This window comes from Marinicella rhabdoformis, from assembly GCF_009671245.1.
GTDB classification, from domain to species: Bacteria; Pseudomonadota; Gammaproteobacteria; order Xanthomonadales; family Marinicellaceae; genus Marinicella; species Marinicella rhabdoformis.
Window position 1 is genome coordinate 61,381 of the sequence record NZ_VTFS01000005.1, and the last position, 23,729, is coordinate 85,109.

The following is a 23,729-nucleotide window of genomic DNA, read 5'->3' on the forward strand; positions in this document are numbered from 1 at the left end:
CGTCACTCATCCGTTTCTTTTTCAATCACCTGAACATGTACTTCTGCCAATTGATCGGCCTCAATTTCAGATGGTGCGCTGGTCAAAGGACAAGAGCCACTTGAAGTTTTGGGGAAGGCAATGACTTCACGTATCGATTCCTGACCACACATCAACGCGGCCATGCGATCAATACCAAAAGCAATACCTCCATGCGGCGGGCAACCATATTGCAGCGCTTCTAACAAGAAACCAAATTTATCTTCTGCTTTTTGTGCATCAATACCAAGCAATTCCAAAACAGCAGACTGCATCGCTTGATCATGGATACGAATGGAACCACCGCCCAGTTCAACACCATTTAATACCATGTCATAACCCTTAGAAATGGCCTCACCTGGGTTGTCTTGCAATTCAGCAACAGAGCCAACTGGCGCTGTGAATGGGTGATGCAATGCATCCCAACGTTTTTCATCTTCATTGTATTCAAACATCGGGAAGTCGATGACCCACATAGGACGCCATGTATCTTCGACAAGGCCTAAATCTTCACCCACTTTCAGTCGCAAGGCGCCCATAAATTGAGACACATCACTGTATTTACCGGCACCGAAGAACAACAAATCACCATCTTTTGCTTCATTTGAATCCAAGATACCATTCAAAGCATCATCAGACAAAAATTTCACAATAGGAGACTGTAAGCCTTCACGACCCGAGGCTTTGTCATTGACTTTAATCCAAGCCAATCCACGTGCGCCAAAACGGCGTGCATACGGTTCATAATCATCAATTTGCTTTCGCGTCATTGAAGCACCATTCGGTACTTTCAATACAGCCACACGGCCTTGAGGATCTTTTGCTGGTGCTGCGAACACTTTAAACTCAGAGTCTTTCACATGTTCTGCAATGTCCACCAATTCTAATGGATTGCGCAAATCAGGCTTATCAGAACCGTATCGACGCATCGCTTCAGCGAATGTCATTCGAGGGAAGGCCGGGAAATCAACATCCATGACTTCTTTGAATGTCTTTCTAACCAAATCTTCTGCCATCGTCAAAACATCTTCTTGTTCAACAAAAGCCATTTCTATATCTAACTGAGTAAATTCAGGTTGTCTGTCAGCACGCAAATCTTCATCACGGAAACAGCGGGCAATCTGATAATAGCGGTCCATGCCAGACATCATCAACAATTGTTTAAATAATTGAGGTGATTGTGGCATGGCATAAAAACCACCGTGTTGCATTCTCGATGGCACCAAGAAATCCCTCGCGCCTTCTGGTGTCGCTTTGGTCAATATCGGTGTTTCTATATCCAGAAAATCTTGTTGAGACAAATTATGACGCAAAGCATGTGTCAGTTTAGAACGCAAACGCATGTTGTGTTGCATTTGGTCACGACGCAAATCCAAATAACGGTATTGTAACCTTATGTTTTCACCTGCCGATTCATCTAACATGAATGGTAAGGGCTTTGAAGGGTTGAGAATTTCATATTGATCAACCACCAACTCCACTTTGCCGGTATTCAAATTGTCATTGGTTTGACCTGCTGGGCGATTGCGAACAGTACCCGTTACGCGCAAACAATACTCATAACGAGCAGAATCTGCAATTTTAAACGCCGCCTCATTGTCAGGCTCCACCACCACTTGTAACAAGCCTTTGTGGTCTCTCAAATCGATAAATATCACACCGCCGTGGTCTCGGCGATTGGCGACCCAACCACAAACTTCCACTTGTTGATCTAGGTATTGTTCCGTTACTTGGCCGCAAAATTCGCTACGCATTGTATTATCTCAGTTCGCTGTGTTAAAAAAAGCCCTCAATTTTACCTGAATCAACACAATTGAAAACAGCTAATCCATACCAAAAGCGCATTTATAGCCAAATAAATGGAGATGTACGTCACATTTCACTGTTTTAGTGGTTAAGCAGGGGTTCAATCCTATAAAATAAAATATCAGGCAGTATCAATTTATTTGGGGAAAACCATGAGCAAGAAATTTGGACATTATGAAGTCGTATCAGAATTAGGTCGCGGTGGCATGGGCGTGGTCTACAAAGCGTGGGAGCCTTCTTTAAACCGCCATGTGGCGATTAAAGCATTGGGTGAGCATTTACTCAGTGACGAAGCACTGATCGAACGATTTACTCGCGAAGCCAAAAGCATGGCCGCCATCAACCACCCCAATGTGATTCAAGTCTATTTTATTGGTAAAGAAGAAGGTCAACCTTATTTCGCCATGGAATTCATTAACGGCATGTCCTTGGATGAACTGCTCAAAGGACAAAAAGCTTTGAATATTTTGCATGCCAAAGAAATATTGCGACAATCTTGTGCAGGTTTGTCAGTGGCTCACGCTGCTGACTTGGTTCACAGAGACATCAAACCAGCCAATTTGATGATTTGTGAAGACGGAACAGTTAAGGTGGTTGATTTCGGTATTGCACAAACCCGTGAATATGGTGACAAACTCACCAACACCGGAGAGTTTGTTGGTACACCAGGCTATTTATCTCCTGAAGTGTGCACAGGTCTTGACGTGGATTCACGTTCTGACATTTTTGCCTTAGGTATTGTTTTTTATGAAATGTTGGCCGGAAAAGTGCCTTTTGAAAATGATTCACCTTTGGGCTTGATGTTAGAAGTGGTACAGGCAGATATTCCAGACATTCGCGCCATCAATAAGAAAGTAGACAAAAAAACCAGCTACATTTTAGAAAAAATGATTGCCAAGAATCCAGATGAACGCTTTCAACACTGTTCTGACGTGATGGCACAATTAGGGCCTGGCTCAATAGACTTGACCATTGATGACATTAAAAAACAATCGATGACAGTCAAAGAAGACGTCACAAAAAGGCCTGTGTCTGAGCAAGCCACATTACCCAATGCTGCCACCCTTGATCGAAACAACATCACTACCACCAAAGTAAAACGAGGCAGTAACAAAGCGGTATGGGGTTTGGTATTGGGTGCCGTGGTGATTGGCGCTGGTGCAGTGGGTGTGTATGAGGGTTATATCCCGTCACCATTTGCTGAAGAAGACAACCAAGCCATGACCTTGTTTGGTAAAGACAAACCCAACATTGGCCTGTCTGATGTGGCATTGAAAGAGTCAGCAGCAACTGACCAAAATACTGTCAATGCCAGTAATTCAAACCCAGCGGCAAACGACTACAACAGCGCTGATCAAACTGGATCTGCTACTTCTGCCATCGCAAACGACAACGCACAGCCAGATACAACCACAGTTGAACCTGCTGACACAGCAACAGCCCAATACAACCAAACTTCTGATGACAACGCTGCAACAACACCCCCTCTGTCAACAGATGTGGCACAAGAGCAAAGCAGTCCAACAACAATCGATCCAACGCCTATAGACCAATCTGCACTGACCATCAACGAAACCACTATCGCTTCTGTGAATGTGCCTCAACACCAAACTCAACCCAAAGTCATTGCCAAGCCAATAGTTAAAAAGAACAAAGGCACTGCCGTATTGGTATTTGGTGACCCTGCGATTGCCAACCCTGTAGAAAAGATTATCGAAGCCGAATTAAAACGTGCTGGCATCAAAGTATTGAATGAACAGTTTGTTCCCGGAATGTCTAAAATCATGTCTACTGGCGTTGATTTAGCCGCCATTCGCAGCAAGTTAGATGATTTTGGCGGAAATGCCATGATCATTGCCAATGTAAATTTTGTCGGTGAACAACAGTTAGAATACTACGGTCGTGCATCAACCTTGGTCAATGCACAGCTGGATGTTGACAGCTACCATTTGGCAGACGGCGACTCCATTGGCATGGGTTATGGCAGTCAAATCAGCTACACTTCACTGAATGCAACAGACAATGCTGAAGAGGCTGTGATGGCGTTTGTTAACAACCTGGCCCAAGACATCAAAGACGCAGGCATCAAATAACCAGTAACAGATGAAAAGGATTTTACTGCTGTCTGGCTATGACGCCAAATCACACCGATATTGGCGTCAACACTTGGTTCATCAGATACCTGAGTATCATTGGACTGTATTGGCACTGAAAGACCGGCACTTTTCTTGGCGAATGGGTGGCAACGCACTCAACTTCGCAACCGATCATGAGCACGCACTAAACCAAAGCTATGACCTGATTTTTGCCACTTCAATGACGGATTTATGTGGTATTTTTGGCTTATTCCCCAAATTGGCACAGATCCCCAGCTTGCTCTACTTTCATGAAAATCAAATGGCTTACCCAGCAAGTAAAGCCCAGCCTGACGTCATTCACTACCAACTCAACAGCATCAAGTCAGCCATAGCTGCCAAACAACTGATATTCAACACACCTTACAATCAAGAAACATTCCTTACAGGTGTAAATAAATTTGAACAGATGGTGCCAGACGGCTTTCCACGACAGCTTTCACAACAGCTCGGACAGAAAAGTCATGTGATTCCAGTACCCTTAACTGAAGACTGCTTTGGTCAAAACAACAAAGCCAGCAAAGATAAACACACACCGCTGACAGTCACTTGGAACCACCGATGGGAATATGATAAAGGCCCAGACACCTTGCTTAAGGTCTTGGAATTGTGTCAACAAGAATCCTTAAATATCAAATTCAATATCATCGGCCAACAGTTTCGACAAACACCAGACGCTTTTAAAAAAATCCAAACAAGTCACAGCGGTCAAATTTCACATTGGGGGTATGTTGATAAAAGGTCTGATTACTTGAGGATATTAAGACAATCAAATGTTGTTTTATCAACGGCACACCACGAATTTCAAGGATTAGCAGTCATGGAAGCCATAGCTCAGGGCTGTGTGCCATTGTTGCCAGCCAGATTAGCTTACCCAAATTACTGCCCAAAAGCATACCTATATGACAGTCAAATGCATTCCCCAGTAATTGAAGCTCAATCCATCACCAAACGACTGAAAAAATGGCAACACAAGCTACCTGAATCACCTGATGTATCCGCTTATGACTGGACCCACTTGAAACCCCTTTACCAAGACATAATCATCAACAACTGAATCTGCATTTGCTACAATGGCACTTTTGCACAACGCCCTGCTGATGAACACTTTAGATATAATTGTCCCAGTATTCAATGAACAAGAAGTCCTGCCCATGTTTCAAAAACGAATCACTGGCATCATGGACACATCTAATGTGAACTGGCGAGTGATATTTGTTGATGATGGTTCAAGCGATGACAGCTTGACTTTGATGCAACAAATTAACCGCGAAGACAGCCGGTTTGGCTACCTGACCTTAAGCCGAAACTTTGGCAAAGAATATGCACTCACGGCTGGATTAGATCACGCGACAGCCGATGCCGTGGTGGTGATAGATGTTGATTTACAAGACCCGCCCGAACTCATTCCAGAAATGATAGATGCCTGTCGCGAAGGCTACGATGTGGTTTATGCCACGCGGAAACAACGGCACGGCGAATCTTGGGCCAAAAAAGCCACTGCCAACTGGTTTTACAAAACCATCAATGCGGTCAGCAAAATCAACATCCCCAAAGACACCGGCGATTACCGCTTAATGAACAAAAAAGCCTACACAGCAGTCAATACTCTGCGCGAACGCAACCGCTTTATGAAAGGGCTTTTTGCATGGGTAGGCTATAAACAAAAACAAATTTTATTCGAACGCGAACCAAGAGCGGCTGGCACAACCAAATGGAACTACACTAAACTGTGGCGGTTTGCCTTAGACGGCATCACTTCATTTTCTTACCTGCCTTTGCGCTTTGCCACTTGGATAGGCATGGCTGTGGCCAGTTTTGCCTTTATTTATGGTGCAGTAATTATTGGCAAAACATTGATCTTTGGAAATGACGTGCCCGGCTACCCGTCATTGATGACTGTGGTCTTGTTCCTCGGCGGCATTCAATTAACCGCCCTAGGCATCATCGGCGAATACTTGGGCCGGATGTTCAACGAAAGTAAACAACGCCCCTTGTATTTGGTTGCTGAATTTAAGCCACCAAAAGAACACCAATAAATTAAAGTCTATAAACAAAAACAGTGAACAGCTAAAAAGTGTTAGTATTTGTGTCACAAAATCAGCCTTTAATTAATCGAATAGAATGCCATGAAGAAAGCAACTTGGACGCTCATTACCTTGATACTGATAACCACCGCCGCCTGCAAAAAAAACCACCCTCCTATAAATCGTGTGGCACATGCTGGGGGTGGTTTAGAAAACAAGCGATACACCAACACACTGGAAGCCTTAGATGAAAACTATAAAAGGGGTTTTCGATTATTTGAACTTGATCTATCATGGACCTCAGACAATCATTTGGTTTGTTTACATGACTGGAAATCTACTGCAAAAAGGTTGCTTAAACTTGAATCCGGTAAACCATTAACATTAACCTCATTTCATCAACGAGCAAAAGAAGTTTATCAATGGACACCTTGCGACCTCTCTTCATTAAATAATTGGCTAACAAAACACCCAGAGGCCTATATAGTCACTGACATTAAGGGGCGAATTGAGAAAGGACACCAACTCATTGCTGACACATTGCCTAAAAAATTAAATCAAATTATCCCACAATTCACCCAAAAAGATCATTACAACAAAATTAAAGACCAAGGATTTTCCAAAATGATTTGGACCTTGTTCAGCTATAATGGAACCCCCAAAACATTAGCAGACGACAGAAGACACATGAAACTGTTTGCCATAACAATGCCAAAATCTAAAGCAGATGCAGGTTGGGCATTAACAACAGGGGACACACCCACTTATGTTCACACAATCAATGACCCAAAGGTTGCAAAACATTACACCCAGAATCTAGGAATCAGTTCGGTTTACACAGACTTTTTACCCAGCAAGTAATGATATGAACAAACGAATAAAAATCATAGGGGCTTTAAGCTTGCCACTTTTGACCATTGAAATTTTCGGCAAAATGGATTGGTCATCCATGACTTTTGCTTTAGTGCTTTGTGTGGGACTAAGTTTAGCCTTGACTGCAATAAACAATAAAAATATTTTAAACATAGCCTTAAAATTATTTTTAATGCTCATTTATTTGTTCACTTTGTTTCTGGCCTTCATTGAAGCGGTTACATTTGATTTTACCGGACAAGGGTTCACCAATGAGTTTTATTACCACATCAGTTTCGATGCCTTTCGGGTCGGGTTTGACAAATATGGTTGGGGTTTGCTGTTATTGGCTCTCTTAATGGCTGCAGTAACCATAGGCATGATCAGGCTAACACAAATGAAAGCCAGTTCAAAACCACTGACTGTTTTGGCAATTCTGATAACATTGAGCGCATGCAGTCAGTCAGTAACAGGTCGGTTTTTATTAGGCTGGTATAACTACCATCAAGATGACACCTTCGTGGTCAATTCAGAACAGATAGCTTATTGGAAAAAACACGGGTTTATCAATCAATCTGATGTACCTTTGAAGCAGCTTATTCAAACAAATAAAGGCAAAAAAAATCTCATTTTGATTTATCTTGAGTCATTTAATCAATTTTTTATAGATACACCTCCGTACCAGTCATTAACGCCAGGGCTGAATGAACTCAGCAAAAAATATTCGCCCATTCCCCACGTAAGCTCTGCATACGTCACTATTGAAGGTATTGTATCCAGCCAATGCGGCACATTGCTTAGTATGAAAAAAGGTAATGACAGCATGATGAAAGCTGAACACTTTTTGGCGAACTTGCCGTGTTTGGGCGATGTTTTGAAAGAAGCTGGCTACCAACAACACTATTTGGGTGGCGCCAAAATGGAATTTGCTGGCAAAGGTGAATTTCTCAGCGCCCACGGATACAGCCACTTGAAAGGATTAGATTACTGGAAAACACAACCCATTGAACTTAACAACAATGTCTGGGGGCTGGGTGATGACGCACTATTTAATCAAGCATTTAATGTCATCAGCGAGTCCAACAAAGGGCCGCAACCCTATAATGTCTCCCTGCTTACTTTAGGCACACACCTCCCAGGTTTTACTTATCCTGAATGCCAGCACTTAGACCTCAATGCAAAACCATTTCTGGCTTCGATTCAGTGCACAGATTATTTGCTAACCAAATTTATAAACCGCCTAGAAGAGTCGGAGTTATTAGACAATACTTTATTAATGATTGTTGCTGACCATGGCGTCTTCCCAAACCCCAAAATGAATTCTCTGTTTGGTAACTCGGCCTATGACAGAAGATTGGTGGGGTTAACTAATCACAAACACGTGCCTCAAAACCAAGAAATGGCCAGTTATGACTTGGCTCCTACAGTATTAGACTGGCTTGGCTTTGAAAATGATAAACTCTTTTTATTTGGACAATCAATTGACGACCCACTACACAGCAATCATAAACATTTAACTAGAATCCATGATTGGCACAAAGGCAAATTGACTACCAACCTCAAAGTAGACTGCATGCAAAATCCAGAACTGCTTAGTCAATGCGATAAAAAAGCATTACTGTCATGGCTCAACCAAAAACACACTAAAATGTCCAAGACCTCCACAGTCATGTCCTTGTCATGCCAACCCAAGGTTAAAATCAATTTGAATCAAAAAAATAAAGAACTCAATGTGAACAATCAGAATTTATACGACCATTTTCACTACAATGGTTTTTATATGACCAAAAGACAGTATGAAAGCGGCTGGTTTTTATTAAGGCTAAGCAACACAAAAGACGTAAGAGCACTAACTTATTGGAAGGACAATAAAGTAACAAGAGAACAGTTTCAATCATTTTTTGATGAGGAACTGGAAGGAGACGGCTTACTGATACACGTATCTGCTGACAATGAAATTCACATTAACAGTAAAATCAATGATAATTGGAAACAACAGCCCGCTTCGAACATTAACCTATGTGATTAAATGATGTTATTAAACCTCAATGAAATTGGCCAACAACAAATAGAATCCGATGTTTGTATCATTGGCGCAGGTGCTGCCGGCATCACTATGGCCCTAAAACTTGAAGCGTTAGGTATTAAAACAACCTTGCTTGAAGGCGGCGGCTTGACCTATCCCAAACCTGGAACACATGACCTTTATGATGCAGAAATTGGCAATAAATTTTATCCTGTTCAAGCATCGCGATTAAGGTACCTCGGTGGTTCAACTAACCATTGGGGTGGCTGGTCCAGAAAGCTTGATCATTTTGATTTCATGGACAAGCCTTATTTCGATGGTGCTGGCTGGCCAATTGACAGAAACGAAGTTAATAAATACTATTCAGAAGCTGCAAACATCTGTGAAATACCCAACCTTGATGCTGCACATAATGGTTACTATAAAAAACAATTAACTGACGGTGTAATCAATTGGAAAAATACCGACTTTACCAATAAATTTTTTGTCTTCAGCCCGCCAACACGTTTTGGCAGCAAGTACCTTGAAGATTTAAAATCTGCCAAGCATGTGAATACCATTTTACACGCGAATGCCACAAACTTATTATTTTTAAACAACAGAGTTACAGGCGTAAAGGCCCAATCATTGAATGGCAATTCCCTGACTGTAAAAGCGAAATTAACAGTTTGTGCTATGGGTGGCCTCGAGAACCCACGTTTCTTGCTGAACCAGAAAAATGAAACATTTAAAAATGGCGTGGGTAATCATTCAGACAATTTAGGCCGTTATTTTATGGACCACCCTGGGTTTCAACCCATAGATTTGCTGCTACCTACTGAACTGAAATATAAATTACATCAATTTGAATCTCAAAAAGTCATGCCTGTTTTGAGTATGTCTAAAGAAGCACTTCTCAATCACAAATTGAACAATTTCTGTGTATTATTGAATCGCACAAAAGACTCGGAATTCCTACCTGGAGAATATGGCAAAAACCCATGGTTTCAAACCCCTGGGAAAATGGGCAATTACCGCAGTCAGTTTATCTTCGAACCGTCCCCCTGTAAGGAAAGTAGGGTTACGTTAACCAATGAGAAGGACCAATTAGGTATGCTTAAACTCAAGCTTGATTGGCAGTTTAATAAGCGCGACTTTGACTCTGTTGAGCGCATCATTGGTTTGCTAACAACTGCTCTTGGTAGCAGACACCTAGGCAGGGTCAATTGGCATAAACAATTTAATTCAGAAACCATTGCCGCCATTGGTGGTGGCATGCACCATGCCGGCACAACCATTATGGCCAATAACAGTGATGACGGTGTGGTTGATCAAAATTGTAAAGTACACCAGTGCGAAGGCCTATATGTTACAGGAAATTCTGTTTTTTCAAATGTTGGATTTTCTAACCCAACATTAACCATCGTGGCACTGTCACTGAGGCTTTGTGAACACATTCAAAAGGAATTACAATGAATAATGACCGTCGAATAGTAACAAAAGCCCTGATTTCTACAGGATTAGTTGGCGCTCTGGGTAGTGGCTACTACTTACTAAAGACAAATGCTGATTTAGATTTGAATGCGTTTATTGCATCAATTGAATTAACACCTGGCTTTGAAGATTTATCAAAAAATAAAGCAGGTGCCCTGGTGCAATTGAATACAATTTATACAGAATCACAAACCAACCAGACACCGTTTATTCAAATAATCAAAAACAAAATTCAAAATGATTTTAGATTAAAGCAAATAACAACATTCAACAATTGGCAACTCAGTAACACCGAAGCCTTAATCATTGCAGCAGCAATAGAGTTGAGGGGTATAGAAACCACCAGAGAAAGCAAGAAAATATTTGAAAATGCTCCATTTGAACCCTTTTTATCAATCACTGCTTGGGGGCCACAAGAAACCTACCAAGGTGTGAAATTCAATGAACAGTCAGATGGTCATTGTGGCTTATGGTTTGTGCTTGATGAGATTCCAGAAGGGCTACAGCTCTACATAAATGGCAAGAAAAGCCGTTTGGTTTATGGTGAGAAGGGATTCACAAGCGGCATCTATGAACATGTTGACGAATTTATCAACCGAGTAGGCGACTCGGAGATCATTGTTTATGATGAAATCAACCACCGAAAAGAACACATAGGTACTTTTAAGGTGTTGCCAGCTTTTGAGCTTCATCAATACCCTGACGGGAAAAAATCTAAAGTTTTCAGTTCAGTTAAAAAATGGGGACCTCAAAACATTCAAGCAGGCGAAATTTTCAACCCTCAACCTTCGGGTAATGCCGCATTTTGGTTTAAAGTTAACAGCTTATCTAACCACATACAGCTAAAATTTCAGAACCAAACCTTTTTAACCACAGTAAGGAAAGACATCATAACTTCAAGTATTCCAGAAAAATATGTACCAACAGAAAGTGGTCAGTATCCAGTATCATTGTTCAGTGCTGAGCACAATGAAACCTATGAAGTTGGTTTTTTGAACGTCAAAAACCAATAAAGAGTCACGCAATGATTTCATTTTCAGTTGCACATTCATGAAGTAAATATTAGCCATGGTTTTTAGCTCTGTTACATTTTTGTTTTACTTCCTACCTATTTTTTTGGCGTTATATTTTCTCACCCCATTTAAAAATACGGTTCTGTTGATTTCAAGCCTCATTTTTTATGCCTGGGGCGAGCTAGGGTATACCGTTTTAATGCTGTTCTCTATAGTAGTGAATTACGGCTTTGGCCTTAACATTGATAAGAGTAAAAACAATAAAAAACTCATATTAGCTGCTGGTATTTGCTGCAATCTATTGCTGCTGACATACTTCAAGTATTTCAACTTCCTCTCAGGTTTATTCGCAGCGCATTTGACGGACCCCGTTCATTTACCTTTGGGTATTTCATTCTTCACCTTTCAAGCCATTTCTTATCTGGTAGATGTATACAGGGGTGATGCCAAGGTTGAGAAAAATGTGTTCAATTTAGGCCTGTACATCTCTATGTTTCCACAATTGATTGCAGGCCCTATCGTTCGTTTCAAAACCGTTGCAGAACAAATTCACACCAGAGCAGTAAACCTCAATCAAATCAGTATAGGTTGGCGTATCTTCATTATCGGGTTGGCTCAGAAAGTATTGATTGCCAATACGGTGGCCTTACCTGCTGATCAAATTTTCTCATTAACGCCCATTGAATTGACAACAGCCTTGGCTTGGTTAGGTAGCCTCTGTTATTCACTACAAATCTATTTCGATTTTGCAGGCTATTCGAACATGGCCATTGGCCTGGGATTAATGATGGGCTTTACTTTTCCTGAAAATTTTTCGCACCCTTATATTGCACAATCAATCACTGAGTTTTGGCGCAGGTGGCACAAAAGTTTATCTGGCTGGTTTAGAGACTACCTTTACATCCCCTTGGGAGGTAATCGCGGCTCTAGTACACGCACCTACTTCAACTTATTTACTGTGTTTTTTCTTTGCGGTTTATGGCATGGTGCGGCTTGGACGTTTATTATTTGGGGCATCTACCATGGCGTGTTTTTAGTCCTTGAACGCCTTAAATTGAGCGATATTTTAAGTGCCAGCTGGCGCCCACTGAGGCATATTTACCTGTTATTGGTCGTGCTTTTTGGCTGGGTTATCTTTAGAGCTGAAAGCATCGACCACTTGATTTACTTTATACAAGCAATGTTTGGCTTTTCACAAGCAACCATAAGTAATCCCTACTATTTAGACCTCTATATTAAAAATTCAACAATAACAGCAATCACCTTAGGGGTGGTATTTTCAATGCCAGTGTTCGCTGTATTAAAAACTAAAATTCAACAGTTTAAAGCTACAGGTCACTCATATACTACCGTCATGTGCTCTGGCATATTAGAGCTGTTTTATGCTGTCATTTTTATTTATGCTTTGATGCTGGTTGCCAGCGGCAGCTATAACCCTTTTATCTACTTCAGGTTCTGATCATGAAAACAATTTATCAAATGATGTCACTGTTGTTTTTTATGTTGGTACTTTCATTGCCGGCCCTTAAATACTTAACAGAAGAGCCTAAAAGCCATTCTACAATTGAGAACAGAGCACTTGCCTCTCTGCCTGATTTACCTCTCAACTTTGATCAACTGACATCTGCAAGAAATGATTTCGAGGCTTATTTGAAAGACCACTTTGGTTTCAAGGATTCAATCATTAAACGAATCAACGGCATCAACTATTTTCTCTACAAAGAAACCACGTCCAAAAGGGTTTCCATTGGCAAAAACGGGTACCTGTACTTAAACTCCCACGGCAATGACAATAAGAATGCCATTTTGAAATCTGTATGTAACGTCACAACACCTACAGAAGCCACCCTTAAAAAGATGAAATCTGGCCTCAATCGCTTCATTGACCACCATCAAACTAAAGGCATTGAAACTGCAATAACAATTATTCCGACAAAATCAAAAATATATCCAGAGTTTTTACCCAATATGGAAGGGCATTGGTGTGACAACACTCACCCCACATGGATTGATGAGTTTATCAGTGACCTTAATAATTCTCAGCTGATTTATCCTTTGGCTCTTTTTAAGGCCTGGAAAACTGAATTTGATGTATTCCTCCCAAAACGTTTTCACTGGAATGGAAAAACACCTTACAAAATGGCTCAAAAAATCTTAAAACACTGGAACATCGAACAAACCCTGTTTCCATCATCAAGCATTGAACCAATCAAGTCAGACCTCAACAATCACCTAGCCGGCTTAGCATTTTTCGACACCACCACCAAGTACAGCTACCTAGATGAAAAAATGACCCGGTGTAGAAATGCCGACTGTATAACAGGATTTAAATCACATTATGAGCGGGGGGTTGTTCAACAATACAAAAGAAACACCGACAATTCACTTACATTGTTGATACTTTCTGACTCCTTTGGGCCAGGAATCACACGTCAACTTCCAATTGGTTTTTCAGAAGTGGTGTCAGTGGACCTGAATCACCTTCAAAAAAACGAGGAAAAAGCATTCATTAAGTGGATAGTTAAAAAAGTAAAACCAAGCCACATGCTTTATGTTATGCATGATGGCGGCATCATTTGGCAGTCATTAAGGCTAAACAGAATGCTTTCAAAAGTTGAATAAATAAAGTGCCATTTATCTCGTGTGTCAATGGTTTAGAGGGGCTTACTTGCTACAAACAGCAATTGCTCTTCACCTAAATAACCATATTTTTCTGACCAAGCGGTAATCACATAAGGCTGTTCAAAACCAATCTCAGACATTTCATCTAATATGTTCCAACCAAAATCATAAAAGCTCAAGCAACCTTTATCATTGATTGGATCACCGTGATATTCGGGGGGCTCCAAATGCTCAACTTCATTTTTGTCGTTAATGACTGCCCTTACAAGGTGTTTATGTCTGTTGGCATCAAAAGGGAATGACATCAGAAGCTTCCCCCCTGGTTTTAAAACCCTAAACATTTCTTTCATGGCTGACTTGTAGTCAGGTATATGTTCCAAACAATCAAAAGACAGCACTAAATCCATGCTTTTTCCTTTGAAGGATAATTGAGTCAAATCCTCATGCTGGATATATTTGAATCTTTTTCGTACTTTTTTACCTGGTTTCGTGTCTGCACCTACATATTCACTCCCAGTAACTTGATACCGTTTCTTTTTTAAATACTTATAAAAAGGGGTTAACTGCTCTGTTATATAAATACGCTCTGATTGTCCCAGCTTTAGGTGTCTGACCAGTACATGAAAAGACAGTCTTGTTCGATTGTTAAGTAACGTTTTAGGACAAATCAACCTTTCCCTCCAGTTGATTTTTTCACCATTTGCATACTCCCAGTCTACAATAAAATCTACTGATTGGTTTGCAGTTATTGAATAACCAGGGACAACAAATGATCGCCCCGCATGAGTTTTTTCAAGGCTTAATAATGCAGCATTTCGTACTTTATACTTTGGGGTTGACTTAATATAATGAGAAACAAACTCATTTTTGCTTTTGAAAATAGTGAAGTTCATTTCAAAGATTGGCTAAATTTTTATTATAGCGTATTCTATGACAAAATTATGAACGTAAGAACAAAGCTAAAAAGATTTTGCTAATGAACAAGTTTTCAATCTTAATATGTTAGAATTCCGTTCATATTATAATAATGAGCTAGGGTATCAGCATGTCTAAATCACAAACTTTACAAGATCCATTTTTAAACGCTTTGAGAAAAGAGCGTATTCCTGTGTCTGTTTTTTTGATGAATGGTATTAAGTTACAAGGTACGATTGAGTCATTTGACCAATTTGTTATCGTGTTAAATAACACCACCAACCAATTGGTTTATAAGCACGCGGTTTCGACCATTGTGCCTGCTAAAAACGTCAGTACTTATAAAATTCAACAAGAAGCTGAAGACTGATAAGGTTAATACATACCAAAAATTCGAAAGTAACCTGTTGATGACGTGCTTATCAGAGGTTGCTTTTTTTATGGGCAAAAATAAAGACCGCTCTCTTCATGTAAGAGAAAGTATTCAAAGGAGATAGATCAACTTGTTCGAGAGATCCAAAAGAGGCGACAAAGCCATACTGTTATCACCCCACACACCAGATGGTGAATTGGAAGGTGAGGCTTTGGACCGCTTGAATGAATTCAAAGAACTGGCCACCACAGCTGGCGCTGAAATATTTGGTGTGTTGACCAGCAGCCGACTGAATGTAGAGCCTAAATTTTATATTGGTACAGGTAAAGCTGAAGAACTGGCTCAATTGGTTGAATCTAATGAAGCCGATTTGGTTTTGGTTGATGCGTCACTCAGTCCAGTACAAGAACGAAACCTTGAAAAACTGGTTCAAGCCCGGGTTTTGGACCGCCGCACCTTGATTCTCGATATTTTTTCTCAACGTGCACGCTCTTATGAAGGCCAATTGCAAGTTGAACTGGCCCAATTGAAACACATGTCCACTCGATTGATTCGTGGATGGACCCATCTGGAACGCCAAAAAGGTGGTATTGGTATGCGTGGGCCGGGTGAAACCCAGTTAGAAACGGACAGGCGTTTGTTGGCCGTACGCATGAAAAGCCTGAACAGCAAACTTGAAAAAGTGGTTAGGCAACGAGAACAAGGCAGGCGACAACGCAAAAAGTCAGGGGTTAAAATGATTGCTTTGGTTGGTTACACCAATGCAGGAAAGTCAACATTGTTCAACAGGTTAACCGATGCCGAAGTGTATGCACAAGATCAGTTGTTCGCCACTTTGGACCCAACTGTACGCCAATTAGAATCAATTTCAGGAACCAAAGCAGTGATTTCTGACACGGTGGGTTTCGTGCGCGACCTGCCCCATGAACTGGTGGCGGCATTCCGTGCCACTTTACAAGAAGCCTTGGATGCTGACCTACTCTTACATGTGATAGACGATGCCAACCCAGAACACCGTGACCACATCAATGAAGTCAATAAAGTCCTGTTTGAGCTGAAATTAAAAGATGTACCCATGATTGAAGTGTACAACAAAATTGACGTTTCTGGAGCAGAACCCGCTTGGCTTAAAGGGCATGAAGGCAGTGCAGATAAGGTTTGGCTTTCGGCTTACAGTGAAGAAGGCATCGATTTATTAATGAAAGCCATTGAAGAACGGGTCAATCGTACCCATCTTACATTGGATTTCAGCCTGCCTTTGTCTGAAGCCCGCTTGCGCGCCCAGTTTTATCAAGCTGATGCGGTAAAAAATGAGGCTTTTGACGATGCAGGTAACTGGTTATTGACGGTTGATATGGCAATAGAAAAGTGGCATCAAATGGCCAAAGCAGATGGTTCTGAAGGACAGTTTGTGGCAGAATTATTGACCCAACACGATCAGGCACCCAAAAAAGACAACTTTATCGGAGATTAATATGCCTTGGAACGAACCTGGCAACAATCAGTCGGGCCCTAACAAGCCCAACAAACCACAAGGCGGTAACCAACCTCCAGGGTTTGACAAAATACTCAGCGACTTTTTTAATTCATTAAAAAGTCTCTTTGGAGGCGGCTCTGGCGGCTCATCCAACAACAACGGTGCACAAGCACCTATATTGTTTTTCATCATCGCCATACTTGGTTTAGGACTGTGGAGTTCAGCCTACCGAATAGATCAACCCGAACGCGGTGTTGTTTTGATATTTGGTAAATACTCACATACCATGCAACCCGGGTTGAATTTTACTTTACCCAAACCTTTTGCTGAAGTTTATAAGGTCAATGTAGAAACTGTTCGTCAAGAAGACAACAGCGGTCAAATGCTGACCGAAGATAAAAACTTGATTGAAATTGACTACTCGATTCAATACCGGATTGATGAAACACTGGTCAATGATTACCTGTTCAATATCAGCAACCCTCAAAACACGGTATCACAAGTGGCAGAAAGTGCCATGCGCCAAGTGGCAGGAACCAGCACTTTAGACCACATCGTCAATGAAAACCGCACAGATGTGAACTTCAAAGTTCAGTCAGAGTTGCAACAAATGCTTAATGAATATGGTGCTGGAATTGAAATTCGCCAGGTGAACATCACAGAAGTTCACCCACCAAGAAATGTCAAAGAAGCCTTTGATGATGTTGTGAAAGCCAGAGAAGATCAAAAAACCTACATCAATCAGGCCAATGAATACGCCAAACGTGTGATTCCTGAAGCAGAAGGTAAAGTGTTGAAAATCATCCAAGAGGCAGAAGCATACAAAGAATCAATCATTGCGGAAGCCAAAGGTAAAGCAGAACGCTTCGACTTACTCAGAACTCAATATGAAATGGCTCCTGAAGTCACGCGTCAACGCATGTATTTAGAGACCATGGAATCTGTTTTAGGCGAAACGGCTAAAATTGTGATGGATGGAAAAGACAGTAACTCTTTGATGTACCTGCCCATTGATCAATTGATGAAGCAAAGCAATAAACAATCCATTCAACCCATCGATTTCGGTACCACCGTTGTTACAGCACCTGCTGAAAGAAAAACAACCACCAGAAACAACCGCAACACCAACCGTGGCAGAGGAAATTAATCATGAATAAACTGATATCACTTTTTGTAGTTTTGATTATGCTGGCGGTTCTTTCAGGCTTTTTTATCTTCACTGTTGATGAAAAAGAAACAGCCGTTAAATTTAAGTTTGGTGAAATCATCCAAGCAGGTTATGAGCCCGGTTTACATTTCAAGTTACCGGTTGTTAATAACATCAAGAAATTTGATAAACGCATCCAAACCTTAGACAACAAACCAGAACGCGTCTTCAATACAGACAATGAATATTTAATGGTAGATTATTTTGTAAAATGGAAAATAAAAGACGTTCAAGAATTCTACACCGCCAATGAAGGTTTGATAGCCAAAGCAAACGCCAACCTTTCAGGTGTGATTAAAAATGCCTTGTTAGAAGAGTTCTCGGTTCGCACGCTAGATCAAGTCATCTCAACTGAGCGTATAGAGTTGATGGAAAACTTGAAAAAATTGACCAGTATTAAAGCGGTTGATTTTGGTATGGAAATTATTGATGTTCGTATCAAACAAATCAACTTAGACGACTCAGTCAATGAATCTGTTTATAACCGCATGCGTTCAGAACGATTGGCAGAGGCTGCTGAACATCGATCTAACGGTACCAAAGAGTCGATTAACATCAAAGCCCAAACAGACAAAAAGATCCGCATCATGTTGGCCGAAGCTGACCAACAATCAGCGGTTATCCAAGGTCAAGGTGATGCTGAAGCCACACGCTTGTATGCTGAGAGTTTCAACAAAAACCCAGAGTTTTATGCCTTTACACGAAGTCTTGAAGCTTACAAAAAGAGTTTCAGCGCCGACGGTGGTAGCATGATGGTACTGGACCCCAATTCTGAGTTTTTCAAATACTTTAAAAATCAGAAGTGACAGAACATCCGATTATTGCCGCCATAGCCTTGGTGATGATATTGGAAGGGATCATGCCCTTTTTAGCCCCGAAGGGATGGAAAGAAATGATCAAACAAATCGCGCAGATGGAAGACAAACATGTGCGCGTATTCGGTGCCATCATGATGGTGGCAGGTGCAATCACATTTAATTACATACAATCATGAAAAAGACTGTCGTAGTGCTCGGAACCCAATGGGGTGACGAAGGTAAAGGTAAAATTGTTGATCTTTTAACCGAAGATTCCCACGCTGTAGTTCGCTATCAAGGCGGCCACAATGCAGGCCACACACTGATCATCAATGACGAAAAAACCGTCTTACATTTGATACCTTCTGGCATCTTACGTGATGGCGTTAAATGCTATATAGGGAACGGTGTGGTGATTGAGCCCAAAGCCTTGATCAAAGAAATCACACAATTAGAAGTCTCTGGTGTTGATGTTCAATCTCGACTGTACATCAGTCAATCAGCACCTGTGATCATGCCTTACCACATCACATTAGACCAATTACGTGAAAAAGCCAAAGGTAAAGACGCCATTGGTACCACAGGTCGCGGTATTGGCCCTGCATACGAAGATAAAGTGGCACGTCGCGGCATCCGCATAGGTGACTTGCTTGATCCTGAGTTATTGAAAGCCCAATTGACTAAAGTTTTGGCTTATCACAACTTTGTTATCGAAAATTACCACAACAGCGAACCCTTAGACTTTAACGAAGTTTATCAAGCTGCATTGGAACAAGCTGATTTCATCCGTGACATGTGCGTTGACGTCACTGGTGAATTACACAAACATTTAGAAAATGACGAGAAATTGTTGATGGAAGGGGCTCAAGGCTCTTTACTAGACATTGACCACGGTACTTACCCATTCGTTACCTCATCTAACACCACTTCAGGCAGTGCATCTACGGGCTCTGGTTTGGGTGCGACCCACATTGATTATGTCTTAGGCATCACCAAAGCTTACACCACGCGAGTTGGCGGTGGCCCTTTCCCTACTGAATTGTTTGATGAAGACGGTGCAGAATTAGCTAAACGTGGTGTTGAGTTCGGTGCAACAACAGGCCGTGCCAGACGCTGTGGCTGGTTGGACTTAGTGGCATTGAAGCGTGCAGTACAAGTCAATGGTGTGACTGGTTTATGTGTAACCAAACTGGATGTTTTAGATACTTTTGAAACCATCAAAGTCTGTACTTCTTATGGCCAAGATGCCTTCCCAAGTGCGGCATGCGATTTTGACAAAGTACAAACTGAATACCAAAGTCTGCCAGGCTGGCAATCATCTACCCGTGGCATCACAGAAGCGGGTGACTTACCAGCAGAAGCCAAAGCTTTGTTGAAAGTCATTGAAGATTTTACTGGTGCACCAGTTCATATGGTTTCAACAGGTCCAGATCGTTGTGAAAACATCATCATAGAAAATCCAATGAAATAAAGTTCAACATGACTGGTTCGAAAGGCCGCAGATTGCGGCCTTTTTTTTAGAATTTTGGAAACAAGTCTTTTTCCCAACTGTTGAAAACCGCTAGCACTTCAATTTCAAGCTCAGTATCAGTACATGGAATTTGTTTAAACGCTTTCTCTTGTGGATCATACCACTGAGAAAATACCAATGAAACCGCTGTCAAAACCACAGCAGCAACCATCCCACTCTTGCCACCATGATGATCGGCAATCATGGCCAAGAATCCAAACGACAACGCTATCAAAATAATCACCAATAAAGCCAACCACATACACCGTTTCACTACAGGTTTTAAAGCTGCCAAAGCTTCATCACTGTCAATCGAGGGGTGTGCTTGTTGAAACCTTCTAAGCTCAAATGATGAAAGTAAATATATTCCCATAATACCAATTAATGACAAGCCAAATAACTCGACCGACACTTCAAACATACCGTCCCATAAAGTGGTCTCAGGGTTGTACTTATTGAACAAAAAATAACCGCCATAGCACAGCAATGCCAAAACCACGATAAAGAAAGATACCCAATGGTTTTGATTGAGGTTACGCTCAACCTTGAGCTCACCAATACCGTTATTTGCGTCCTGATCAGAAACACTGGTGCCTGCCTCAAAATCAATAGACTGCCAAATAACAAAGCGTTTATTCAGACACGAACCCAAAGCCAAATCCATTTTCAAATCATCACTGCTGTGGAACCGTTTCTTGACCGCATTTTTTATGATTTTGTTTTTCTTTTGACCTTGCGGAATGGTGATTTTTTCATTATGCCGGCCATCAAAAAAATGCCAAAACACATCTTCTTCTAATGGGCCTTTGTCGTTGGTGGTTATTTCTATTTTTACCAGGTCATCCCATAAAAATGACTCGGCACCATTATCAGTATCAAATCGGACACCATTGTCATCACTGATGAATGTGCCAGCACCCGCTCTTGGCAAGAGGCGATCGGTGACAAACAAGACAATAACTGCCAACAGACACACACTGATGACAAAAACCACAATACCTGCCAAACTGCTTAAAATGACACCTTGTGAACCTGCCACATATAAACTCATTTGAATGGCTATATACCCAGATACAATCACCACCAATAACCATACCATGTCTATTATCATTTTCATTGGCTTACTCCTCAAACTGTAATTCTTGTTGTCCCGTGGCTTGGTCATGATACTGAATGCCCAAACCCAGTAACCGCACTGGCATTTGTTGCCTATTCCAAGCTTTAACTATCAACGCTTTAAATCTTTCAATACTTAACTTGTTGTGAGTCGTTTGTGCTGTGGTGGTTTTGAAATCACTGAACCGTACTTTGACATATAAAGATTTGATGTCTTGTTGTTTTTTTGACATGCTCTTTTTGTGGCGTGTCACCAAAGAGTCAAACAACCTCTCCACAACCGGCATACAGGCTTCAATACTGGGTAAATCATGAAGAAAAGTATCTTCCACACTGACAGATTTTCTGGTTGACGATGTTCTCACAGGTCGATCGTCAATGCCACGGCATAACCTATGCAATGAACCACCAAAAGTACCAAAATGCGTTTGTAATTGCCTTAAACTCAACTGTTGTAAGTCAAAACAAGTATTCAAACCCAAACCTTTCATTTTTTCAGCGGTTACTTTGCCTACACCATATATATTTTTGACGGGCAAACCCCTGACAAAATCATCAATCGCATCTGGAGTAACAACGAATTGACCATTGGGTTTGTTCCAATCACTGGCTATTTTGGCCAAAAACTTATTCGGTGCAATCCCAGCTGAAGCCGCCAAATGATGTTCTTGGTATATGTCATGTCTGATGGCTTGGGCAATCAGTGTGGCACTGCCATGGTGGTGTACAGAACCTGTTACATCAAGAAAAGCTTCATCTAAACTCAACGGTTGAATGGTGTCAGTATAACGCTTAAAAATGGCTTGAATGCCTTTGGATACCTGTTGATAAACAGCCATGCGAACGGGCTGGATGATCAATTGAGGACATTTTTTGATGGCTTGTGACATCGGCATGGCGGAGTGTACGCCAAATGCCCGCGCCTCATAATTGCAGGTTGCCACCACACCGCGTTTATTGGGCTGGCCACCGACTGCAATTGGCTGGCCTGTTAAATGTGGGAAGTCTCGTGTTTCAATGGCCGCGTAAAAACAATCCATATCGACATGAATGATCTTACGTTGTGCCGAATCAGGGCACACATCTGCCTCAGAGCCTTTCATCCACCAAGGATCGTGGCAAGGCCCCTTTTAAGTCGACTAATAGACCGTCGTTTTTCAAATATTTTCTCACTTGATCATTAATATATTGTTCATGTGCTACAGCCAATACCACCAAGTCGTATTCACCTGTGTTTGGTTTTGGAGTTAACTCGATATTCAAATGTGTGACTGCATCATCTGCATCAGCCCACGCATCATGCACATCCACATGGGCATGTAACTGCTGTAATTCATGAACGATGTCAGCCACTCGGGTATTACGCAAATCAGGACAGTTTTCTTTGAATGTTAACCCCAGAACCAACACCTTTGATTCTACGACATGTTTTTTATTCATAGCCATCAGCTTCAAAATTCGTGACGTCACATAATTGGGCATGTCTTCATTGATGCGGCGTGCTGTGGCTATCAATTCTGGAAAATGACCACTTTGTTGCGACTGGTGAATCAAATAATAAGGGTCAATCCCTATACAATGACCACCGACTAAACCCGGTGTGAATTTCAAAAAATTCCACTTGGTCGCTGCTGTGTCAATCACATCCAAAACATCAATGTTCATTTTATGAAACATCATCAACAATTCATTCATAAAAGCAATGTTGACATCGCGTTGCGTGTTTTCAATCGCCTTGGCTGCTTCTGCCACCTGTATAGTTGGCGCCAGATGGGTTCCTGCGGTTATGATGCGATCGTATAAAGATTGTAAAAACTGAGCCGTGGCTTGGTCTGAACCTGAAACCACTTTGATGATATTGGTTAATGTATGTACCTTATCACCTGGATTGATTCGCTCAGGTGAATAACCCAGAAAAAAATCTTTATTCAGTTCATAACCTGTTAATTCGCTGATCAATTGACCACAAATATTTTCAGTAGCCCCTGGATAAACCGTTGATTCATACACCACCACATCACCTTTGTTTAACACTTGGCATAATGATTCAGTGGCGGCTTTTAATGGTGATAAATCTGGACTGTTGTTGTTATCAACTGGCGTGGGTACTGTGACAACATAGCAATTACAATCTGCCATGTCCTTAACGTCTGCGCTGAACGTTAAACCCTTAATTTGTGCTTTAATCAAAGCCTCAACGGATACTTCCAAGGTGTTATCTTCGTTGGCCTGAAGCTGCGCTATTCGCGTTTGGTTGATGTCAAAACCCACCGTTGGGAAATATTCGGCAAAAGCGACAGCCAAGGGCAAGCCCACATAACCCTGACCAATTACTCCAATTTTGACACCAGCAACATTCATC

General features: G+C 41.4%; 21 protein-coding genes. 15 read left to right on the top strand and 6 right to left on the bottom strand.

Going from position 1 to position 23,729, the window contains the following annotated elements; all coding sequences use genetic code 11:
* Window positions 1-2: 2 nt before the first annotated feature.
* Entirely contained in the window at window positions 3-1,772 is a 1,770-nt protein-coding gene (gene aspS, locus FET73_RS12070; protein ID WP_154224220.1) for an aspartate--tRNA ligase, read from the bottom strand.
* A gap of 204 nt (window positions 1,773-1,976) precedes the next feature.
* Between aspS and FET73_RS12075 the strand changes: the two genes are divergently transcribed.
* The 4 genes from FET73_RS12075 (at window position 1,977) to FET73_RS12090 (ending at window position 6,847) form a co-directional block, all read left to right on the top strand.
* Entirely contained in the window at window positions 1,977-3,917 is a 1,941-nt protein-coding gene (locus FET73_RS12075; protein WP_154224221.1) for a serine/threonine-protein kinase, read from the top strand.
* A 10-nt stretch (window positions 3,918-3,927) separates the two neighbouring features.
* Complete coding sequence (locus tag FET73_RS12080) at window positions 3,928-5,016, top strand: tRNA-queuosine alpha-mannosyltransferase domain-containing protein (RefSeq protein WP_154224222.1); 1,089 nt, start codon at window positions 3,928-3,930, stop codon at window positions 5,014-5,016.
* A gap of 16 nt (window positions 5,017-5,032) precedes the next feature.
* Entirely contained in the window at window positions 5,033-5,998 is a 966-nt protein-coding gene (locus FET73_RS12085) for a glycosyltransferase family 2 protein (RefSeq protein ID WP_246172741.1), read from the top strand.
* A gap of 90 nt (window positions 5,999-6,088) precedes the next feature.
* Window positions 6,089-6,847, top strand: coding sequence for a glycerophosphodiester phosphodiesterase family protein (locus tag FET73_RS12090; protein ID WP_154224224.1), 759 nt, complete (start codon window positions 6,089-6,091; stop codon window positions 6,845-6,847).
* Here the strand turns inward: FET73_RS12090 and FET73_RS15150 are convergent.
* A complete protein-coding gene (locus tag FET73_RS15150; RefSeq protein ID WP_218944325.1) occupies window positions 6,833-7,039 on the bottom strand; it encodes a hypothetical protein in 207 nt (68 codons plus the stop codon). The two genes, FET73_RS12090 and FET73_RS15150, sit on opposite strands and share 15 nt — an antisense overlap.
* Between FET73_RS15150 and FET73_RS12095 the strand changes: the two genes are divergently transcribed.
* From FET73_RS12095 to FET73_RS12115, 5 genes are all read left to right on the top strand, one after another.
* Window positions 7,032-8,867, top strand: coding sequence for an LTA synthase family protein (locus FET73_RS12095; protein WP_218944326.1), 1,836 nt, complete (start codon window positions 7,032-7,034; stop codon window positions 8,865-8,867). The genes FET73_RS15150 and FET73_RS12095 overlap by 8 nt on opposite strands.
* Window positions 8,868-10,319: a GMC oxidoreductase gene (locus FET73_RS12100; protein ID WP_154224226.1), complete on the top strand. Its 1,452-nt coding sequence runs from the start codon at window positions 8,868-8,870 to the stop codon at window positions 10,317-10,319. It begins immediately after the preceding gene.
* The gene (locus FET73_RS12105; protein ID WP_154224227.1) at window positions 10,316-11,350 is read left to right on the top strand and encodes a hypothetical protein; all 1,035 of its coding nucleotides are present in this window, start codon (window positions 10,316-10,318) and stop codon (window positions 11,348-11,350) included. The genes FET73_RS12100 and FET73_RS12105 overlap by 4 nt, the downstream gene beginning before the upstream one ends.
* A gap of 358 nt (window positions 11,351-11,708) precedes the next feature.
* Window positions 11,709-12,809: an MBOAT family O-acyltransferase gene (locus FET73_RS12110; protein ID WP_218944327.1), complete on the top strand. Its 1,101-nt coding sequence runs from the start codon at window positions 11,709-11,711 to the stop codon at window positions 12,807-12,809.
* 2 nt (window positions 12,810-12,811) lie between these two features.
* A complete protein-coding gene (locus FET73_RS12115) occupies window positions 12,812-13,972 on the top strand; it encodes an alginate O-acetyltransferase AlgX-related protein (protein ID WP_154224229.1) in 1,161 nt (386 codons plus the stop codon).
* A gap of 32 nt (window positions 13,973-14,004) precedes the next feature.
* Here the strand turns inward: FET73_RS12115 and FET73_RS12120 are convergent, their stop codons facing one another.
* Window positions 14,005-14,865: a class I SAM-dependent methyltransferase gene (locus FET73_RS12120; protein ID WP_154224230.1), complete on the bottom strand. Its 861-nt coding sequence runs from the start codon at window positions 14,863-14,865 to the stop codon at window positions 14,005-14,007.
* Window positions 14,866-15,017: 152 nt separating this feature from the next.
* On the opposite strand from FET73_RS12120, the gene hfq reads away from it, so the two are divergent.
* From hfq to FET73_RS12150, 6 genes are all read left to right on the top strand, one after another.
* Window positions 15,018-15,257 (top strand): RNA chaperone Hfq, encoded by a 240-nt coding sequence (gene hfq, locus FET73_RS12125; RefSeq protein WP_154224231.1) that lies wholly within the window; start codon window positions 15,018-15,020, stop codon window positions 15,255-15,257.
* Window positions 15,258-15,390: 133 nt separating this feature from the next.
* The gene (hflX, locus tag FET73_RS12130) at window positions 15,391-16,734 is read left to right on the top strand and encodes a ribosome rescue GTPase HflX (RefSeq protein ID WP_154224232.1); all 1,344 of its coding nucleotides are present in this window, start codon (window positions 15,391-15,393) and stop codon (window positions 16,732-16,734) included.
* Window position 16,735: 1 nt separating this feature from the next.
* The gene (gene hflK, locus FET73_RS12135; protein WP_154224233.1) at window positions 16,736-17,884 is read left to right on the top strand and encodes an FtsH protease activity modulator HflK; all 1,149 of its coding nucleotides are present in this window, start codon (window positions 16,736-16,738) and stop codon (window positions 17,882-17,884) included.
* 2 nt (window positions 17,885-17,886) lie between these two features.
* Window positions 17,887-18,750, top strand: coding sequence for a protease modulator HflC (hflC, locus tag FET73_RS12140; protein WP_154224234.1), 864 nt, complete (start codon window positions 17,887-17,889; stop codon window positions 18,748-18,750).
* A complete protein-coding gene (locus FET73_RS12145; RefSeq protein WP_343032288.1) occupies window positions 18,747-18,938 on the top strand; it encodes a DUF2065 domain-containing protein in 192 nt (63 codons plus the stop codon). Before hflC ends, FET73_RS12145 begins: the two co-directional genes overlap by 4 nt.
* On the top strand, window positions 18,935-20,212 hold the full coding sequence (locus FET73_RS12150) for an adenylosuccinate synthase (protein ID WP_154224235.1): 1,278 nt from the start codon (window positions 18,935-18,937) through the stop codon (window positions 20,210-20,212). Before FET73_RS12145 ends, FET73_RS12150 begins: the two co-directional genes overlap by 4 nt.
* 46 nt (window positions 20,213-20,258) lie before the next feature.
* Here FET73_RS12150 and FET73_RS12155 read toward each other — a convergent pair whose 3' ends face one another.
* From FET73_RS12155 to FET73_RS12165, 3 genes are read right to left on the bottom strand one after another with little or no spacing between them, the layout of a single operon-like run.
* Complete coding sequence (locus tag FET73_RS12155) at window positions 20,259-21,368, bottom strand: hypothetical protein (protein WP_154224236.1); 1,110 nt, start codon at window positions 21,366-21,368, stop codon at window positions 20,259-20,261.
* 4 nt (window positions 21,369-21,372) lie between these two features.
* Entirely contained in the window at window positions 21,373-22,470 is a 1,098-nt protein-coding gene (gene dinB, locus FET73_RS12160) for a DNA polymerase IV (protein WP_154224237.1), read from the bottom strand.
* Window positions 22,457-23,728, bottom strand: coding sequence for a nucleotide sugar dehydrogenase (locus FET73_RS12165; RefSeq protein ID WP_154224238.1), 1,272 nt, complete (start codon window positions 23,726-23,728; stop codon window positions 22,457-22,459). The genes dinB and FET73_RS12165 overlap by 14 nt, the downstream gene beginning before the upstream one ends.
* Window position 23,729 lies beyond the last annotated feature (1 nt).

What these genes read in the sequence shown, in the direction of transcription:
- aspS (WP_154224220.1), bottom strand. Translation starts at nt 1,772, where the DNA reads ATGCGTAGCGAATTTTGCGGCCAAGTAACGGAACAATACCTAGATCAA.
- FET73_RS12165 (WP_154224238.1), bottom strand. Translation starts at nt 23,728, where the DNA reads ATGAATGTTGCTGGTGTCAAAATTGGAGTAATTGGTCAGGGTTATGTG.
- hflC (WP_154224234.1), top strand. Translation starts at nt 17,887, where the DNA reads ATGAATAAACTGATATCACTTTTTGTAGTTTTGATTATGCTGGCGGTT.
- FET73_RS12090 (WP_154224224.1), top strand. Translation starts at nt 6,089, where the DNA reads ATGAAGAAAGCAACTTGGACGCTCATTACCTTGATACTGATAACCACC.
- hflK (WP_154224233.1), top strand. Translation starts at nt 16,736, where the DNA reads ATGCCTTGGAACGAACCTGGCAACAATCAGTCGGGCCCTAACAAGCCC.
- dinB (WP_154224237.1), bottom strand. Translation starts at nt 22,470, where the DNA reads ATGAAAGGCTCTGAGGCAGATGTGTGCCCTGATTCGGCACAACGTAAG.
- FET73_RS12105 (WP_154224227.1), top strand. Translation starts at nt 10,316, where the DNA reads ATGAATAATGACCGTCGAATAGTAACAAAAGCCCTGATTTCTACAGGA.
- FET73_RS12100 (WP_154224226.1), top strand. Translation starts at nt 8,868, where the DNA reads ATGATGTTATTAAACCTCAATGAAATTGGCCAACAACAAATAGAATCC.
- FET73_RS12095 (WP_218944326.1), top strand. Translation starts at nt 7,032, where the DNA reads ATGCTCATTTATTTGTTCACTTTGTTTCTGGCCTTCATTGAAGCGGTT.
- FET73_RS12150 (WP_154224235.1), top strand. Translation starts at nt 18,935, where the DNA reads ATGAAAAAGACTGTCGTAGTGCTCGGAACCCAATGGGGTGACGAAGGT.
- FET73_RS12075 (WP_154224221.1), top strand. Translation starts at nt 1,977, where the DNA reads ATGAGCAAGAAATTTGGACATTATGAAGTCGTATCAGAATTAGGTCGC.
- FET73_RS15150 (WP_218944325.1), bottom strand. Translation starts at nt 7,039, where the DNA reads ATGAGCATTAAAAATAATTTTAAGGCTATGTTTAAAATATTTTTATTG.
- FET73_RS12155 (WP_154224236.1), bottom strand. Translation starts at nt 21,368, where the DNA reads ATGAAAATGATAATAGACATGGTATGGTTATTGGTGGTGATTGTATCT.
- FET73_RS12080 (WP_154224222.1), top strand. Translation starts at nt 3,928, where the DNA reads ATGAAAAGGATTTTACTGCTGTCTGGCTATGACGCCAAATCACACCGA.
- FET73_RS12085 (WP_246172741.1), top strand. Translation starts at nt 5,033, where the DNA reads ATGGCACTTTTGCACAACGCCCTGCTGATGAACACTTTAGATATAATT.
- FET73_RS12120 (WP_154224230.1), bottom strand. Translation starts at nt 14,865, where the DNA reads ATGAACTTCACTATTTTCAAAAGCAAAAATGAGTTTGTTTCTCATTAT.
- hfq (WP_154224231.1), top strand. Translation starts at nt 15,018, where the DNA reads ATGTCTAAATCACAAACTTTACAAGATCCATTTTTAAACGCTTTGAGA.
- FET73_RS12115 (WP_154224229.1), top strand. Translation starts at nt 12,812, where the DNA reads ATGAAAACAATTTATCAAATGATGTCACTGTTGTTTTTTATGTTGGTA.